Genomic DNA, 14,812 nt, shown 5'->3' with positions numbered 1-14,812 from the left:
GCTAGGTCCGCACCTGACACTTCGGACAAAAATGTGATGACCTATTACCAAAAGCAATCCTTCTAATCCCCCGACCACAGCGCGGACACGGCTCACCTTCTTGGCCGTAAGCAGCTAAGGATGTTTCAAAGAATCCGCTCTCACCATTGACGTTGATATACATGGCATCAAAAGAGGTGCCGCCTACTTCTACCGCCTCTGCCATCACTTGCACGGCCGCATCTACTAGTGAGCCAATCTTCTTCACACTTAAATCACATGCGGGGATCTCTGGGTGAATCTTTGCTCGCCATAAGGATTCATCGGCATAGATATTGCCGACCCCGCTCATAATCTCTTGGTTCAGGATCACACTCTTAATGGCTGCTTTGCGAGCTTTCATTCTGGCTATGACCGCGCTGCGATCAAAGGCGGCAGCAAAGGGATCTAGTGCGATGTGGCGGGCAGATTGTGGAATGCCATCGGTTAACTGCTCTACCGATAGCCAACCAAAGGTGCGCTGATCACTAAAGAGCAGCTCCTGCTTTTTGAAACCTTTACTTAACTCAAAGTGCGCCCGCACATGACCTGGCGCTGGGCGATCTTTACGTGCCACAAGAAACTGACCCGACATTCCTAAGTGGGCAACCAGTGCGAGCTCGCGATCGAGTTCAAACCATAAGAACTTTCCGCGGCGATTAATGCTCTTAATCTGTGCGCCAACAACAGCAGTAAGTGGTTGCAGCGATGCTGGCTTTAGTACTCGGGGATGTAGACCGGCAGCGCTTTTGAATCGGTAGCCAATCAGAAAATGAGCCAATCCCCTGCGTACTGTTTCAACCTCGGGTAGCTCTGGCATGTGGGCAATCCAATTACAGATTGGAGCGGGGTGCAATTTCTGGAGGGCTATTCGTCAGGTAAGCCTGATAGCCTTCAATTGCGTTAAGGGAGTTGTTTCAAACACTGAGCTACAAGATAAAGACCTCATCAGAAATGGTGGGGTCTTTTTCCGTTCTTTGCTTGGAGTCTTGGTGAGAAGGGATAAAAGAAAGATTACTTCTCTAGTGGTCCCAAACGATAGGAACTGAGCTGGGCCGCAGGACGTGACTGATTGCCATGCTTTGATGAAAATGCGCCACTTCCATCAGTGCCACAAAGACCAACGATTGCACCAGATCCACCTGGGTGGGATTTAATCCAATTAGTTAAGTCATAGACAGAATCATCGATAACAGACCAGCAGTTGCTGGCAGAGTTATTGGCACGCACTTGTGCCATGGTGTAGCCGGTCTTTGTTGGTGCTGGTGCTGGAGTTGATGTTGCAGCTGCACTTGGTGTCGGTGTTGGTGTTGTAGCAGGAGCCGGAGTTACGGAAGGTGTTGGTTTTGGGCCACGCAATACTTCACCAGGTATCTCTTTTACTCCCACAGATAGAATGATGGAAGCTTTTCTTTTGGCGCTCACTAGAAAGCTATATTCACCGGCTTCTGCTACCGCCTGATATCTGGCAAGGTAGAGGTAATTAACTCCACTGTAGGGGAACTTTGTCCGCTCGGTGAACTTGAGCGTAAGCGATGTTCCTTTGGGACTAGTCATCACAAGAGTAGGTAGTTGAGTTGGGCGAAGAGTGTTCTCTGGTTTCTTATCAACAATGAGATATTCAACGCTTAGGCCATCTCCTTGGGCAAAAGCTGCCCGAAAGCCTTTCTTCTCTCCTGCCTTGCTAAAGGCTGCGCGAACTGCATATGAAATAGTTCCATCAACTAGGAGTGGGCCTTTTGCAGCAGTGGTATCTGTTTTAAGTAAATCAACTGGTTGATGCGCATAGGCGGGTGCACTTGCCATGAAGGCTAATACCAGCACTGTGATGAGCAGTTTGCGCATGGGAAAACGCTACCTGAAGATTCTTGGTTTTGCTCGTTCGAAGAGTGGGCCTTGAGTGAGTTAGAGGCCCAACTCCTTATTGATCAGAGTCGTGCCCGCTGCTAACGCTTGTAATTTGCCATTGGCCACATCTCTTGTAAGTGGGACCATTCCGCAATTTGTACACGCTAACAAATTCTCAGCATCCACATATTTAAGTGCCTCACGCAAGACCTTTGCCACATCTTCGGCACTTTCTACCGTGTTGCTGGCAACATCGATGGCACCGACCATAATCTCCTTGCCTCGCAATATCTCTATTAACTCCATCGGCACTTTCGAGTTTTGGCACTCCAGGCTCACTTGGTCAATTGAGCTCTGGGCCAACATGGGAAAGATCTTCTCGTATTGGCGCCACTCATCACCGAGGGTGTTCTTCCACTTGATATTGGCCTCTATGCCATAGCCATAACAAATATGCACTGCTGTTTTACTGCTCAGTCCAGCTGCTGCCCGCTCAAGTGCTGCCACACCCCAATTGTGAACATCGTCAAAGAAGACGTTGAAAGCTGGTTCATCAAATTGAATAATGTCGATTCCAGCGGCAACTAACTCCTTTGCCTCAGCATTTAGAATCTCAGCGAAGGCGAATGCCAACTTCTCCCGGCTTCCATAGTGTTGATCAAAGAGGGTGTCGATAATCGTCATCGGCCCAGGCAGGGTGAACTTCAGGGTCTTTTCGGTCAGCGTGCGCAGGAATTTTGCATCTTCAACAAAGACTGAGCGCTCCCGATGAATTTGATCTACTACGACGGGCACAAGTGCGTCATAGCGATCTCTAATACGCATAGTCTTCTTATTCTTAAAATCAATACCACTTTGATTTTCCACAAATGTAGTCACAAAGTGTTGGCGGCTCTGTTCGCCATCGCCAATGACATCGATGCCTGCGCGTAATTGGTTTGCCACAGCGATAGTCATCGCATCATTTTTAGCTTCCCGGAGCTCTTCACCCTCTAATCTCCAGGGCGCCCACAATTGCTCAGATTCAGCTAGCCAATGAGGCTTGGGTAAACTTCCAGCAATCGCGCTCTTGATTTTCATTGCGCGAGTATATGTTCAGCAGTGAATCTATGTTGATTCTGGCAGGACAACCCACTGGAGTGTAATTAAACTCCTGAAGCGCACTGACCTACCATTGCCCTCATGTCGAGAGCTGATGCATATAAGCGGATTATCTATATCCCTTTCGACCATCTGCACCGCAACTTTGGCGCCTTAAAAGAGGCCGACCCAGCCACTGATCTGATTGTCATGGTCGAAAGTGCCCGCATGACAACTGGGCGCAACTGGCATCAAGAGCGGCTCTTCTTTCTTATCTCTAGCGCTCGCCACTTTGCACAATCATTAGAGACCGAAGGTTTCACCGTCAAATACATCAAAGCGCCGACCACGATCGATGGCTTGAAAGAGATTGCAGAGAAATATGCAGCACTTGCCGTCATCTGCGCCGAGCCCAGCTCCTTTAGGCAGTATGAAGCGCTTCAAGGCTATGGCGCGGAATTTATTGACAATGATTTCTTCTTAACTCCTCGCCCGCTCTTTGCACAATGGGCTGATGAGCAAAAGTCATATTTGATGGAGAACTTCTATCGCAAGCAGCGCACCCGGCTAAATGTTCTGATGGATGGCAAAGAGCCTGAAGGTGGCGCCTGGAATTTTGATAAAGAGAATCGGCTGCCGCCACCTAAGAAATATGAGGGGCCGGATTATCTAGAACATAAGCGAGATGAGATTGATTTAGAAGTGGCTGCCGAGCTTTCTCACACGCCAACAACAACCTGGGCCACGACTCGCACAGGCGCCCTCAAAGTGCTCAAGAACTTTATTGACAATCACTTCGCCGAATTTGGCCCGCTAGAAGATGCCATGACTACTGATAACTGGGCGCTGCATCATTCACTTCTCTCTCCTTATCTCAACAATGGCCTCTTGCATCCAAGTGAAGTCATTCACGCTGCGATGAAGGCATTTAAGACAGGTTCCATTCCGATTGCATCAGCTGAAGGTTTCATCCGCCAACTCATTGGCTGGCGTGAGTATGTCAATGGCATGTATTGGTTTCTAGGCCCTGATTACCGCAACAACAATCAGTTAGCTGCCACCAGAAAGCTACTGCCACTCTTTTCTGACCCGTCTGCCACGCAGATGAATTGCATGAAAGAGATAGTGGGCGATATCCAAGATCGCGCCTGGGTGCATCACATTCCACGGCTGATGGTGCTCTCCAACTTAGCGCTAGTCACCGGCACAAACCCGCAGGAATTCCTTGATTGGATGCGCGAAGTATTTATCGATGCCACCGAATGGGTGATGGTGCCCAATGTGATTGGTATGGGAGTTCATGCAGATGGCGGAAAGATGATGACTAAGCCTTATGCCGCAGGCGGTGCTTATATCTCTCGTATGTCTAACTACTGCAAACCATGCGTCTATGACCCAAAGTTACGAGTCGGCGCTAAGGCATGTCCCTTTACGACTTTGTATTGGGATTTTCTCGACCGTCATAAAGAAACTTTTGCTAAAAACCATCGCATGAGCCAACAGGTGTATGGACTCAATCGCTTAAGTGATCTGCCAGAACTTAAGCTGCGCGCACAAGAAGTACTCAAAGGCTTAGAGCAAGGGACGATTTAGTTTTCTAAAATCCTGGAAAGAGCCTTGACCGGCCATGAGTTTCTGTTGCCGGCAACCCAGCGATAGCCAGTGCGACCAACGGGGCCAGAAATAGTAAGCAGTGTTGCGAGAACCGTGTTTCCTCGCACTTTAAGCAAGAAGGCAACTGCTTGCGCACCGCTATAACGCTTGCCTTCGGTGATCACAAAGACCTCACGCGAACATTGCTCTGTGCTCAATTGGAATTGAGCGAGGTCTGTACTGTGAAAATCTAGAGCGGTAATTACTAATTTCTTACCTACCCAAGAAATAGAGTTCTGGCATAACTGACACTGGCCATCATAGATAACTGTTATTTCATGAGCTCCCATGATGGCCCAGCGAAAAGGGCTTTAGTTATTCTTCACAAATTCAGAGGCGTGTGGAAAGCCAGCAGCCTCTAACTTCACAGCTAAATCTTCTTTGACGGCCTTTACGACCTTATGTGTTCCATCGCAATTCTTCTCTTCATCTCTGGTGTGACCGCACTGACAAGCTCCCATGATTTCCTTCTTCCCTAATTAGTCTTTCCTGATTCACTACTGGCCGATACTACAGCTACTTACCTGCTTTACATTTCTCGGAACAATACTTCACATTCTCCCAATCGCGAGCCCACTTCTTTCGCCATTCAAATTCCAGATTGCAACGAAGGCAGACTTTGGGGGCAAATCCGTTCTTGGTCTTTGCTTTCATATCTATAGCTACCGCTTTAACGCTTTAATTATTGACCACGCCCAATAGAACAATCCAAATTGCAGAGGTAGCCGTGCGAAAGCGATGAGTGGATAAGGCATCGGGCGATCACGCCAATCGATAGCCATCTTGATATTGGCAGGATAGACGGCGATAAAGAGAAAGAGTGCGGCATAGGCAGCAAGTAATCGAATAGATATTGTGCCGATTTTCATTGAGAGTGGCGCTAGGAGCGCCAGCCCGATTGCAATCTCGGCCGCGCCACTTAAGTATGTCCAGAGGCGTGGGCCACCAGGTAGGAATGCCGGAACGATGGCATCAAGTGATTTAGGAGCGATGAAGTGGGCAATACCAGCGATGAGCAGCATCGCTGCCAGGGCGCGGGTTGCCAGTGTCATGGGCAGAGCATAGTTCTGACCTGATGTCAGTGCCCAGATTTAGAGTCAGCTCATGTTCAACTGGTTTCGACATAAGGCGATGGATCGTGAGTTAACTGAAATCCTCGATCGACATCAACAGGTGCGCCGTGATGCCACCGATATTCGTGCATATCTCTTACGAGTTCTAGCTGATAATCGCAATGATTCTGAAAAATTCAGTGATGAAGCACTTGAGAAAGCAGCTGAGCTGATTGAACAAGTGGGTCCGGGCGCTTTTTATTGGATGACAGATATTGCAGCGCAGATGGTCTTGTTGTCAGAGGCCACACTGCGCGGCTTTGCTACCAACGTCAGCGTTGAGTTAGGTGCTACGGCAACTGCCGAAGAGATAGTGCAGAAGGTGGTGCGGCTGCCGTAGTTCACTTTCGACGGCAGAGTGAGCATGGTTTCTCGTGGAAAAGGGATTCTCAGGAAATATTAGTAAGCCATGTTGCCCTTTTTCCCAAGAAGTCGGGTAGGTGGCTGTAATAATTTCGGCATGCCTTCACTCGAGGGCGAGCCAACTCGGAGGTCATGTGAAGATGTTAGAAAGATTGATTGAAAAGATTATCTTTGCCAGTCGCTGGATGCTTGCTCCCCTGTATTTAGGACTCGCACTTGCCCTAGTACCAATCTTGTTCCGCTTCTTTGACGCCTTCTGGCACATGATGACTCACCTGACAGATCTCACAACCGGAGAAGTAACTCTTGAAGTACTTGAACTTCTCGACACAGTGCTACTGGCCAACTTGATCATCATCGTGCTCTTTGCTGGGTATGAAAACTTTGTTTCGAAGATGGCAATTGCGGAAGGCTCTGAAGATCGTCCACACTGGATGGGTCACGTTGATTTCAGCGGCCTCAAGATCAAGCTCATTGGTTCATTGGTTGCAATCTCAGTCATTGAACTTCTCAAAGACTTTATGCAAGAAGGTACTTTTGATGCCAAGCGTGAAGGATGGCGCATTGGTATTCATATGACATTCGTTGTCTCCGGAGTGCTCTTTGCGCTGATGGATATGATGGCTGATCGGCATAAGTCTCAGCGCTAGAGTTCACTTATGGCAACACAGTCCGGAGATCGCTCCGCTTTCTTTCCTGCAATAGAGAAGAAGTATGGACAGCCGATGTCTTATTGGTTTGCGCGCCTTAAAGATCTGGACGCTTATAAATATCCAGCCCAGATTGCCTACTTGCGGCAAGAGCATGGCTTTAGTCAGGCACACGCTAATGCAGTGGTCATGTCCCACCGCGGTTCGAGTACTTCAAAGCGGTTTACGACTCTGACAAGTTATCTTGAGCCGCACGATGCGGTGAAGAAGAAGACGGTGAAGGCAATCTTTAAAGCAATACAGAACCACTACCCCGAAATGAAAGTCGTCATTGCCTGGAATCACCCAATGCTGAAGTTGGGCGAAGATTACATTCTGGGTGTTTCAGTATTGAAAAACCATCTTTTAATTGGTCCGTGGGGTGATGGAATCATCGCTAAGTTCGCACCTAAGCTCACAGAATACAAAGTAAATAAGAAGACGATTCAGGTTCCCGTTGATTGGGATGTCGATGCCAAGTTATTGGTAGCTATTGCAAAGACTCGTGTTGCCCAGCTGTAAATGAGTTAGCTGTGCGCCACAGTCTTTGAGCGAATTTCACCAATGCCCTCAATACCAGTAATCACTTCTTGGCCTGCACGTAGGTACTTAGGTGGCTTAAAGCCAAATCCCACACCTTCTGGAGTTCCAGTGTTGATGATATCTCCTGGATGTAGCTCCATAAATTGGCTGACATACCAAACAATGTGGCTGATTCCGAAAATTAGATCGCTAGTGCGTGAATCTTGGCGCTTCTCGCCATCGATTGTGCAATACACGCGCACATCATCGGGTTCGAACTCATCGCCGGTAACAATGAAAGGACCCATCGGGTTATAGGTTGGAAAAGATTTACCCTTAACCCATTGTCCGGCCCGCTCAATTTGCCAGTGGCGTTCGCTGACATCTTGACCTATGGAGTATCCAAGAATGTAGTCGCGAGCTTCGCTTTCACTCTTTAAATACAGTGCGCGCTTTCCAATCACAATTGCAAGTTCTACTTCGTAATCAGTAGCTGTTGAATTCGGTGGAATAACGATGTCGTCATTGGGTCCTACTAAACAATCGGGTGCCTTCATGAATACAACCGGCTCTGGTGGTGGAGTCATTCCTGATTCAGCGGCATGGCGCGCATAGTTAAGTCCAATGCAAATGAGCTTGGTGGGGCGTGCTACGGGGCTGCCAATACGCAGGCCTGCAATATCAAATGGTTCAAGGAGGGAGAGATCTGCAGCGCGCACTTTTTTAAGCGCCCCGGCTTCAAGCTCATCTCGATTCCAATCTTTAATCAGAGAATCGACATAGACAGCCCTGTTATCGCTGATCATTACCGCTGGGCGCTCTGAACCAATTTTACCAAATCTTGCTATCTTCATACTTTTACTCTACATCAACACTTTCAAAAAACCTAGAAAATAAAATTAGCTAAATATCTTTCCAGGATTCAAAATGCCGTTGGGGTCAAGGGTGGCCTTAATCGCGCGCATCACCGCAACCGAAGCCGCACCCGCTTCTTCTACCAATGAATCAATCTTGCCGGCACCGATTCCATGTTCGCCCGTACACGTGCCCCCCATTGCAATAATCTGAGAAGTCATCTCGTGGGTGAGTTCACGTATCTGTTCTAACTCTTCTGGCTTTGTGGGATCGGTAATGATAAACGAGTGGAAATTACCATCTGCCACATGTCCCAGAATTGAGAAGGGGAAACCAGATTCCTTGAGTAACTTCTCTGATACCGCAACAGCTTGTGCCAGTTTTGACAGTGGAACAGCGGCGTCAGTACTGATGCCACGCTTTCCTGGGTGTGCTGCAATTCCTGCCCAATAGGCATTATGACGCGCTTGCCATAATTTTCTTCGTTCGCCCTCTTCGGTCGTCCACTTAAAGTCAGTTCCACCAAATTCACTGGTGATTTCTTGCACCAATTGTGCATCTTCTTCCACACCACGCGGAGAACCATGAAATTCAAAGAGCAATGTGGGCGCTTCCTGAAGAGATATTCCGTCGTGGTGATTTACATTCCTAATCGACTGCGCATCAAGAAATTCACAGCGCGCGATGGCAACACCTGATCGCACAATCGCAATCGCTGCTTGCACGCCATCTTCCAGGGAGGCAAAGCAAGAAACGGCAGAAGCCATCTTCTCTGGAATTCCAAAGAGACGTAAGGTAATTTCGGTAATGACCGCTAACGTTCCTTCGGAGCCAACAATCAGACGAGTAAGGTCATAGCCAGCGGAGAGCTTTCGGGTCTCGCGCCCCACTTCTAAAATCGTTCCATCTGCAAGTACTGCAGTGAGCTTTAAGACGTTTTCTCGCATGGAGCCATAACGCACTGTCGTTGTTCCAGCTGCTCCAGTTGATGCCATTCCACCGATAGTGGCATCGGCGCCAGGATCTACCGAGAAGAACAAGCCTTCGGAAGATAACTTCTTATTAAGCGCCATACGCTTGACGCCCGCTTGTACTTTGACGGTCAAGTCATCCGGAGAAATGGCAAGAATCTGATCCATCTCACTTAGATCCAGTGAAATTCCGCCAAAGAGTGGCAGGACGTGTCCCTCTAAGGAAGAGCCAACACCGAATGCGACAACCGGAATTTTCTCTTGATTGCAATAAGCAAGGACCTTTGAAACTTCTTCAGTGGATTTAACGGTGACGACCGCCGATGGTTGCACTGGCGGGAATGCTGATTCATCGCGCCCATGTGCATCAAGCACAGATTGATTTTGTGAGATTCGCCCACTCACCAGCAATGAGAGAGCAGCAACTTGTTCGGCGTTAAGGTCAACGCGCGCTGTTATCGCCAATGCCATCTCATCTCCGTAGATGTTAGTGCCTTACTGTAGCCCCGAAGGGATTCGAACCCTCGTAGCTGACTTGAGAAGCCAGAGTCCTAGGCCGCTAGACGACGGGGCCGTGCCAAAAAATAACTAGGACAAACATATTTAGTTGTATTAGCTGGGGTACCAGGACTCGAACCTAGACTTACTGAACCAGAATCAGCAGGGCTGCCAATTACCCCATACCCCAATATTGATTTTTCTCCTTGTGGCAAGGTGAGAAGTTTACCCCACCATCACGGCAGAAATTACAGAGCCAGAGCTGCAGAAATACGAGTCAGGCAGGCCTCTTTACCAAGTAACTCCATCGATTCAAATAAAGGTGGGGAGATGGTGCTACCTGTTGTTGCAATACGAAGTGCGGTAAATGCAATACGTGGCTTGAGTCCCAACTCCTCGATCAGCGAGGTGCGCAGAGCACCTTCAATCGATTCGTGGTTCCAATCAGCCAAGGCTTCTAGCTCTTTCTTTGAGCGCTTAAGAATATCTTTGGCTGCATCATCGCTAATCTTTGCCACCGCATCTGGGTCGACTGCAAACTCTTTCACAAAAAGAAAACGTAGCAGCGCTGGCGCCTCATCAAGCTTAACGATGCGCTCTTGAATTAGAGGTAGCGCCTGCTTTACTAGCTCGATTTCTTCAGCACTTCCGGCAATCACGTTGGCTTTTATCAAGAAGGGCAGGGTCCAGGTGGTGAACTCTTCGAGTGAGAGCGCTCGGATTTTATCGCCGTTAATCGCCTCCAGCTTTTTCATATCAAAGCGAGCAGGTGATGAATGCACCTTTTCCACAGTAAAAAGCTCGGTGAGTTCTTTCATAGTGATATTTTCGCGATCATCGCCAGGTGACCAACCAAGCAGTGCTAGGTAATTACAGATTGCTTCTGGCAAATAACCTTGTTCGCGATACCAGGCGATAGATACTTCACCATTTCGCTTAGAGAGCTTGGCGTTATCTTGGCCCATCACAAAGGGAAGGTGGGCAAAGACTGGGTAATCTTCTAACTTAACGCCCATCGCTTGATAGACGCGAATCTGGCGCGGGGTTGATGAAAGTAAATCTTCTCCGCGCAGTACATGTGTAACACCCATGAGGATGTCATCGATAGCAACGGCGAGTGTATAAAGAGGTGAACCATCTGCGCGCACCAAGACAAAGTCCGGCACAAACTTATGATCGAAGGTGACATCTCCGCGAATCTCATCAGTAAAGGTGGTGCTGCCATCAGGCATCCGCATACGCACTACCGCTTCTCGGCCCTGCGCCTTAAAGGCGGCAATCTGCTCGGCAGTTAAGTCGCGGCAGTGTCCGTTATAGCCCGGTGCCACATTTGCTTTGCGCTGTCCTTCACGCACCGCTTCTAATTCATCTGGTGAGCAGTAGCAGTGATAGGCATCGCCTTGGGTAAGAAACTTCTGCGCCCACTCGGCATAGATATCAAGTCGCTGTGATTGCAGGTAAGGGCCATTAACTCCACCTACTTCTGGACCTTCATCCCATTGCAAGCCAAGCCATTTAAGTGTGTCGATGGCTGCCTGAATATATTCATCGGTAACGCGAGTGGTGTCGGTATCTTCAATTCGGAATAAGAATGTGCCGCCGGTGTGACGGGCATATGCCCAATCAAAGAGTGCGGTGCGAATATTTCCAACGTGCAAATCACCCGTTGGCGATGGCGCAAAGCGAACTTTGACTGCTCTCTTTGTACTCATGGGCGCGCACTCACTTTATTTGTTAACTCGCCCAGGCCTTCAATAGAAACTGTGACGGTAGATTTCTCAGGTAGCGGACCAATTCCAGCAGGTGTTCCAGTAATGATCACATCTCCAGGTAGCAAGGTCATCACTTGGGTAACAAAGTGGACGATATCTTCAATACCGAACATCATCTGTGAAATTGATGCATCTTGCTTGATTTCACCATTAACAGTCAGTGAGATGCGCTGGGTACCAGGCACAAACTCAGTTTCAATCCATGGACCTAAAGGACAGAATGTGTCGAATGATTTAGCACGAGTCCATTGGCCATCGCGCTTTTGTAGCTCACGCGTAGTTACATCATTTGCCAAGGTGTAGCCAAAGATCACATCTTTCACGCGCTCCTTCGGAACCTCTTTACACACTCGACCAATAACAATTGCCAGCTCTGCTTCGTAATCAATCGTTGGCGCCATCGCCGGCCAGACGATGGTGTCGCCGGGGCCAATGACTGATGTATTTGGTTTTAAGAAGATGATGGGTTCTGTCGGAACTTCACTGCCCATTTCAGCGGCGTGGTCGGCATAGTTCTTTCCCACGCAGACAATCTTTGAGCGCGGGATGACCGGGGCCAACAGTCGCACCTTTGCCAGCTCCACTCTTGCTGCCGTTTTTTGAATACCGTGATAAATCGGATCTCCGGAAATGATTGTTATCTGATCATCATCTTCCAGGATTCCAAAGAGTGGGTCGTTTCCTAGTCCAGCATCAGGTTGAGGAGTAAATCGAACGACGCGCATTGGACAATCTTATCTTTTCCTAGCGCCAGATGCCTAAAGCGAGATAACTTCTCCGCTCACTGCAACGAAAAATACGGTCGCACTTGGTGTGAAGTCTTTAATTGCCTTCACATTTTCAGGCCTTGATCCAGTTGCCACCACGCTTTCAATTCCAGAAATTCCAGATGCGAGGGCAACTGTGAGCACAGCTTCAAAGGCATCGAGGTTCAGTGATGGTGATGTGACATTGACTGCCACATAGGTGCGCCCGGTTGAATCACGCAGCGCTGCCGCTTGTTCTGCTCCACTGCGAGCAAGAGTTGATGTGGCAAGGGTGACCAGCTTTGCATCTTCTGGATTATTCATGCTCATCAACCTCCTTATCCAGCCGCTCAATAATAACTGAGCTAATTCGGCGACGGCGACCTAAGGGGCGCTCAGAGGTAATGGAGTAACCATGTAAGTTGATGGTCGAACCAGCGATCGGAACGCGGCCAAGTTTTTCAGCCATATATCCACCCACCGTATCTACATCTTCAAACTCGTCGCGGTCCATCTCAATTTTAAGTTCATCGGCTAAATCTTCAATATGCATCGAAGCCTTGGCGCGCGCTTTTGTCTCTGATATCCAATTAAACTCTTCAATGCCATCGTCATATTCATCGGCAATCTCGCCCACGATTTCCTCAATAATATCTTCAATCGTAATAATGCCTGCGGTGCCACCGTATTCATCGACCACGATTGCTAAGTGAATCTGATCGCGCTGCATCTCTTTTAAGAGCTCTGCCGCCTCTTTATTTTCTGGAACAAAGACAGCAGGGCGCATATGCTGCTCTACTTTTTCGGTGGTCTCTGCCTCATGGTGATCTAAGGCGCGCTTAGCTAAATCTTTCACATAGGCAATACCAATCACGTTATCGATGTTTTCACCGGTGACTGGAATACGTGAATACCCAGAGCGCAGCGCCAATGAAAGTGCTTGCCGCAGTGATTTATCTCGTTCTATCCAGACCATATCTGTGCGGTGGACCATCAGTTCGCGCACCAAGGTGTCACCTAGTTCAAATACATTTTGTAGCATCTCGTGTTCATCAGATTCCACCAGGCCTTGAACGTGGGCGTGATCCATCAGTTCTCGGAACTCGTTCTCGTTGGTAAATAGGCCCCACTTAAATCCTTTATCGGGAGTAATGAGATTACCGAGTGCAATCACACTCTTAGCAATCGGGGTGTAGATAAATGCCAGGGCAAGGCTGATGCTCTTTCGAACTTGGTTCACTTCTGTGACCACTCCTTCACAATCTTCTCTTGCAGGGCAAACATTACTTTCTCTTCATCAGGATCTGCGTGGTCATAACCAAGGATATGAAGCAGGCCATGGGTAGCAAGGATATAGATTTCTGCTTCAGTGCTGTGACCGGCATCTTTTGCTTGCTTAGCTGCAACAGCTGGTGCAATAACAATGTCACCAAGAGTCACAATCTCACCATCATGTTCTGGAAGATCCATGGGAAAAGAGAGCACATCGGTCGGTCCAGATTCATCCATCCATTTGATGTTGAGCTCTTCCATCTCGGTGACATCAACGAAGGTGAGAGAGATGGCGCAATCCGGATGAAGTTCCATATAGGTGATACCAAAATCAAGCAGTGAATGCATCTGCTTTTCTGGCACCAAAGCCCCAGAACGATTTGTTAACTCAACGCTCATGACAGGACTTAGTTGCTACGAAGTGAACGAGGAGCCGATTTGGTTGCATCGTAAGCATCATATGCCTTCACAATGTCACCAATAAGTCGGTGTCGAACTACGTCATCTGCGGTGAGCTCCATAAAGGAGATGTCATCAACGCCATTTAAGATGTCGCGAATAATGGCAAGACCGGAACGCTGACCGTTGGGAAGATCGGTCTGAGTGACATCGCCGGTAATAACCATCTTTGAGCCAAAGCCAAGGCGAGTTAAGAACATCTTCATCTGTTCTGGCGTTGTGTTCTGTGCTTCATCAAGAATAATAAATGAGTCATTTAACGTGCGACCACGCATAAAGGCAAGCGGTGCTACCTCAATCACGCCTGATTGCATCAGGCGCGGAATTGAATCAATATCAATCATGTCGTGCAGCGCATCAAAGAGAGGCCGCAGGTATGGATCAATTTTTTCATTGAGCGTTCCAGGCAAGAAGCCGAGCTTCTCTCCCGCCTCAACAGCCGGACGTGACAAAATGATGCGGTTAACCTTCTTCGCTTGCAGCGCAGCAACAGCCTTTGCCATTGCAAGGTATGTCTTTCCGGTTCCAGCTGGGCCAATTCCAAAGGTGATGGTGTTCTCTTCAATCGCATCGACATAGAGCTTTTGATTGGCAGTCTTAGGTCTAATGGTGCGACCGCGATTAGAGACAATATTTAGTGAAAGTACTTCGCCCGGACTCTGCTCTGGGATCGCTTCTAACATGGCAATGCTGCGCGAGACCGCATCCACATTTAACGTTTGACCAGAGCGAATAACGACCATCATCTCGGTAATGAGCTTTTCCATCGCAATGCAATCAATATGAGGACCACGCAAGGTAATTTCATTGCCGCGCACGGTGACATTGACTGAAGGAAATGCGGCTTCGATTGCCAACATATTTGCATCGCTTATTCCGAGCAGTGAAACCATCGAGATGGCGGGAGGTACCGTGATCAACAGGCGTTCCATATAACTGAAAATCTATCGTTAA

19 protein-coding genes and 2 tRNA genes are annotated in these 14,812 nt (G+C 48.4%); 4 read left to right on the top strand and 17 right to left on the bottom strand.

All coding sequences use genetic code 11. From position 1 onward, the window contains the following. Position 1: 1 nt before the first annotated feature. The 3 genes from mutM to A1sIIB76_RS01995 all read right to left on the bottom strand — a co-directional run bounded on the left by mutM (position 2) and on the right by A1sIIB76_RS01995 (position 2,946). The gene (gene mutM, locus A1sIIB76_RS02005; RefSeq protein ID WP_095696865.1) at positions 2 to 838 is read right to left on the bottom strand and encodes a bifunctional DNA-formamidopyrimidine glycosylase/DNA-(apurinic or apyrimidinic site) lyase; all 837 of its coding nucleotides are present in this window, start codon (positions 836 to 838) and stop codon (positions 2 to 4) included. 194 nt (positions 839 to 1,032) lie between these two features. Next, the gene (locus A1sIIB76_RS02000) at positions 1,033 to 1,863 is read right to left on the bottom strand and encodes a cytochrome b5 domain-containing protein (RefSeq protein WP_095696864.1); all 831 of its coding nucleotides are present in this window, start codon (positions 1,861 to 1,863) and stop codon (positions 1,033 to 1,035) included. A 60-nt stretch (positions 1,864 to 1,923) separates the two neighbouring features. Beyond that, positions 1,924 to 2,946, bottom strand: coding sequence for a methionine synthase (locus A1sIIB76_RS01995; RefSeq protein ID WP_095696863.1), 1,023 nt, complete (start codon positions 2,944 to 2,946; stop codon positions 1,924 to 1,926). A gap of 102 nt (positions 2,947 to 3,048) precedes the next feature. Here A1sIIB76_RS01995 and A1sIIB76_RS01990 point away from each other — a divergent pair, with 102 nt between their 5' ends. Further along, on the top strand, positions 3,049 to 4,539 hold the full coding sequence (locus A1sIIB76_RS01990; protein ID WP_095696862.1) for a cryptochrome/photolyase family protein: 1,491 nt from the start codon (positions 3,049 to 3,051) through the stop codon (positions 4,537 to 4,539). Here the strand turns inward: A1sIIB76_RS01990 and A1sIIB76_RS01985 are convergent. From A1sIIB76_RS01985 to A1sIIB76_RS01975, 4 genes are read right to left on the bottom strand one after another with little or no spacing between them, the layout of a single operon-like run. Next, a complete protein-coding gene (locus A1sIIB76_RS01985; protein WP_095696861.1) occupies positions 4,536 to 4,889 on the bottom strand; it encodes a thiol-disulfide oxidoreductase DCC family protein in 354 nt (117 codons plus the stop codon). The two genes, A1sIIB76_RS01990 and A1sIIB76_RS01985, sit on opposite strands and share 4 nt — an antisense overlap. A gap of 21 nt (positions 4,890 to 4,910) precedes the next feature. Then, positions 4,911 to 5,060, bottom strand: a complete 150-nt coding sequence (locus A1sIIB76_RS06890; RefSeq protein WP_190277074.1) for a hypothetical protein — start codon at positions 5,058 to 5,060, stop codon at positions 4,911 to 4,913. 55 nt (positions 5,061 to 5,115) lie between these two features. Further along, positions 5,116 to 5,253 carry a DUF2256 domain-containing protein gene (locus A1sIIB76_RS06985; RefSeq protein WP_095674560.1) on the bottom strand — a complete coding sequence of 46 codons (138 nt, stop codon included), beginning with the start codon at positions 5,251 to 5,253 and terminating at the stop codon, positions 5,116 to 5,118. Positions 5,254 to 5,261: 8 nt separating this feature from the next. Beyond that, on the bottom strand, positions 5,262 to 5,651 hold the full coding sequence (locus A1sIIB76_RS01975) for a DoxX family protein (protein ID WP_095693442.1): 390 nt from the start codon (positions 5,649 to 5,651) through the stop codon (positions 5,262 to 5,264). Positions 5,652 to 5,703: 52 nt separating this feature from the next. On the opposite strand from A1sIIB76_RS01975, the gene A1sIIB76_RS01970 reads away from it, so the two are divergent. The 3 genes from A1sIIB76_RS01970 (at position 5,704) to A1sIIB76_RS01960 (ending at position 7,285) form a co-directional block, all read left to right on the top strand. Next, positions 5,704 to 6,051, top strand: a complete 348-nt coding sequence (locus A1sIIB76_RS01970; RefSeq protein WP_095696860.1) for a hypothetical protein — start codon at positions 5,704 to 5,706, stop codon at positions 6,049 to 6,051. 157 nt (positions 6,052 to 6,208) lie between these two features. Next, positions 6,209 to 6,724, top strand: coding sequence for a TIGR00645 family protein (locus A1sIIB76_RS01965; RefSeq protein WP_420021856.1), 516 nt, complete (start codon positions 6,209 to 6,211; stop codon positions 6,722 to 6,724). Between the two features lie 9 nt (positions 6,725 to 6,733). Continuing rightward, positions 6,734 to 7,285: a DUF4287 domain-containing protein gene (locus tag A1sIIB76_RS01960; protein ID WP_095696858.1), complete on the top strand. Its 552-nt coding sequence runs from the start codon at positions 6,734 to 6,736 to the stop codon at positions 7,283 to 7,285. Positions 7,286 to 7,290: 5 nt separating this feature from the next. Here the strand turns inward: A1sIIB76_RS01960 and A1sIIB76_RS01955 are convergent, their stop codons facing one another. The 10 genes from A1sIIB76_RS01955 to A1sIIB76_RS01910 form a co-directional block, all read right to left on the bottom strand. Then, positions 7,291 to 8,139, bottom strand: coding sequence for a fumarylacetoacetate hydrolase family protein (locus A1sIIB76_RS01955; RefSeq protein WP_095696857.1), 849 nt, complete (start codon positions 8,137 to 8,139; stop codon positions 7,291 to 7,293). A 45-nt stretch (positions 8,140 to 8,184) separates the two neighbouring features. Next, positions 8,185 to 9,582: an FAD-binding oxidoreductase gene (locus tag A1sIIB76_RS01950; protein WP_095696856.1), complete on the bottom strand. Its 1,398-nt coding sequence runs from the start codon at positions 9,580 to 9,582 to the stop codon at positions 8,185 to 8,187. Positions 9,583 to 9,612: 30 nt separating this feature from the next. Then, a tRNA-Glu gene (locus tag A1sIIB76_RS01945) sits at positions 9,613 to 9,685 on the bottom strand. A gap of 42 nt (positions 9,686 to 9,727) precedes the next feature. Continuing rightward, positions 9,728 to 9,799, bottom strand: a tRNA-Gln gene (locus A1sIIB76_RS01940). 58 nt (positions 9,800 to 9,857) lie between these two features. Then, positions 9,858 to 11,321 carry a glutamate--tRNA ligase gene (gltX, locus tag A1sIIB76_RS01935; protein WP_095696855.1) on the bottom strand — a complete coding sequence of 488 codons (1,464 nt, stop codon included), beginning with the start codon at positions 11,319 to 11,321 and terminating at the stop codon, positions 9,858 to 9,860. Next, positions 11,318 to 12,106, bottom strand: a complete 789-nt coding sequence (locus A1sIIB76_RS01930) for a fumarylacetoacetate hydrolase family protein (RefSeq protein ID WP_095696854.1) — start codon at positions 12,104 to 12,106, stop codon at positions 11,318 to 11,320. The genes gltX and A1sIIB76_RS01930 overlap by 4 nt, the downstream gene beginning before the upstream one ends. A 33-nt stretch (positions 12,107 to 12,139) precedes the next feature. Continuing rightward, positions 12,140 to 12,451, bottom strand: coding sequence for a cytidine/deoxycytidylate deaminase family protein (locus A1sIIB76_RS01925; protein WP_095674552.1), 312 nt, complete (start codon positions 12,449 to 12,451; stop codon positions 12,140 to 12,142). Next, complete coding sequence (locus A1sIIB76_RS01920) at positions 12,444 to 13,367, bottom strand: hemolysin family protein (RefSeq protein ID WP_223298785.1); 924 nt, start codon at positions 13,365 to 13,367, stop codon at positions 12,444 to 12,446. The genes A1sIIB76_RS01925 and A1sIIB76_RS01920 overlap by 8 nt, the downstream gene beginning before the upstream one ends. Next, complete coding sequence (gene ybeY / locus A1sIIB76_RS01915) at positions 13,364 to 13,798, bottom strand: rRNA maturation RNase YbeY (protein ID WP_095696852.1); 435 nt, start codon at positions 13,796 to 13,798, stop codon at positions 13,364 to 13,366. The genes A1sIIB76_RS01920 and ybeY overlap by 4 nt, the downstream gene beginning before the upstream one ends. A gap of 8 nt (positions 13,799 to 13,806) precedes the next feature. Then, the gene (locus A1sIIB76_RS01910) at positions 13,807 to 14,790 is read right to left on the bottom strand and encodes a PhoH family protein (RefSeq protein ID WP_095674549.1); all 984 of its coding nucleotides are present in this window, start codon (positions 14,788 to 14,790) and stop codon (positions 13,807 to 13,809) included. Positions 14,791 to 14,812: the final 22 nt, after the last annotated feature.

Origin of the sequence: Candidatus Planktophila versatilis (genome assembly GCF_002288265.1) — a bacterium.
Lineage (GTDB): Bacteria > Actinomycetota > Actinomycetes > Nanopelagicales > Nanopelagicaceae > Planktophila > Planktophila versatilis.
The sequence above is the reverse complement of the archived record's forward strand: the minus strand, read 5'-3'. Positions and strand labels throughout refer to the sequence as shown.

What these genes read in the sequence shown, in the direction of transcription:
- mutM (WP_095696865.1), bottom strand. Translation starts at nt 838, where the DNA reads ATGCCAGAGCTACCCGAGGTTGAAACAGTACGCAGGGGATTGGCTCAT.
- A1sIIB76_RS01960 (WP_095696858.1), top strand. Translation starts at nt 6,734, where the DNA reads ATGGCAACACAGTCCGGAGATCGCTCCGCTTTCTTTCCTGCAATAGAG.
- A1sIIB76_RS01955 (WP_095696857.1), bottom strand. Translation starts at nt 8,139, where the DNA reads ATGAAGATAGCAAGATTTGGTAAAATTGGTTCAGAGCGCCCAGCGGTA.
- A1sIIB76_RS01910 (WP_095674549.1), bottom strand. Translation starts at nt 14,790, where the DNA reads ATGGAACGCCTGTTGATCACGGTACCTCCCGCCATCTCGATGGTTTCA.
- A1sIIB76_RS01975 (WP_095693442.1), bottom strand. Translation starts at nt 5,651, where the DNA reads ATGACACTGGCAACCCGCGCCCTGGCAGCGATGCTGCTCATCGCTGGT.
- ybeY (WP_095696852.1), bottom strand. Translation starts at nt 13,798, where the DNA reads ATGAGCGTTGAGTTAACAAATCGTTCTGGGGCTTTGGTGCCAGAAAAG.
- A1sIIB76_RS02000 (WP_095696864.1), bottom strand. Translation starts at nt 1,863, where the DNA reads ATGCGCAAACTGCTCATCACAGTGCTGGTATTAGCCTTCATGGCAAGT.
- A1sIIB76_RS01970 (WP_095696860.1), top strand. Translation starts at nt 5,704, where the DNA reads ATGTTCAACTGGTTTCGACATAAGGCGATGGATCGTGAGTTAACTGAA.
- A1sIIB76_RS01925 (WP_095674552.1), bottom strand. Translation starts at nt 12,451, where the DNA reads ATGAATAATCCAGAAGATGCAAAGCTGGTCACCCTTGCCACATCAACT.
- A1sIIB76_RS01950 (WP_095696856.1), bottom strand. Translation starts at nt 9,582, where the DNA reads ATGGCATTGGCGATAACAGCGCGCGTTGACCTTAACGCCGAACAAGTT.
- A1sIIB76_RS01990 (WP_095696862.1), top strand. Translation starts at nt 3,049, where the DNA reads ATGTCGAGAGCTGATGCATATAAGCGGATTATCTATATCCCTTTCGAC.
- A1sIIB76_RS01930 (WP_095696854.1), bottom strand. Translation starts at nt 12,106, where the DNA reads ATGCGCGTCGTTCGATTTACTCCTCAACCTGATGCTGGACTAGGAAAC.
- gltX (WP_095696855.1), bottom strand. Translation starts at nt 11,321, where the DNA reads ATGAGTACAAAGAGAGCAGTCAAAGTTCGCTTTGCGCCATCGCCAACG.
- A1sIIB76_RS01985 (WP_095696861.1), bottom strand. Translation starts at nt 4,889, where the DNA reads ATGGGAGCTCATGAAATAACAGTTATCTATGATGGCCAGTGTCAGTTA.
- A1sIIB76_RS01995 (WP_095696863.1), bottom strand. Translation starts at nt 2,946, where the DNA reads ATGAAAATCAAGAGCGCGATTGCTGGAAGTTTACCCAAGCCTCATTGG.
- A1sIIB76_RS06890 (WP_190277074.1), bottom strand. Translation starts at nt 5,060, where the DNA reads ATGGGAGCTTGTCAGTGCGGTCACACCAGAGATGAAGAGAAGAATTGC.
- A1sIIB76_RS06985 (WP_095674560.1), bottom strand. Translation starts at nt 5,253, where the DNA reads ATGAAAGCAAAGACCAAGAACGGATTTGCCCCCAAAGTCTGCCTTCGT.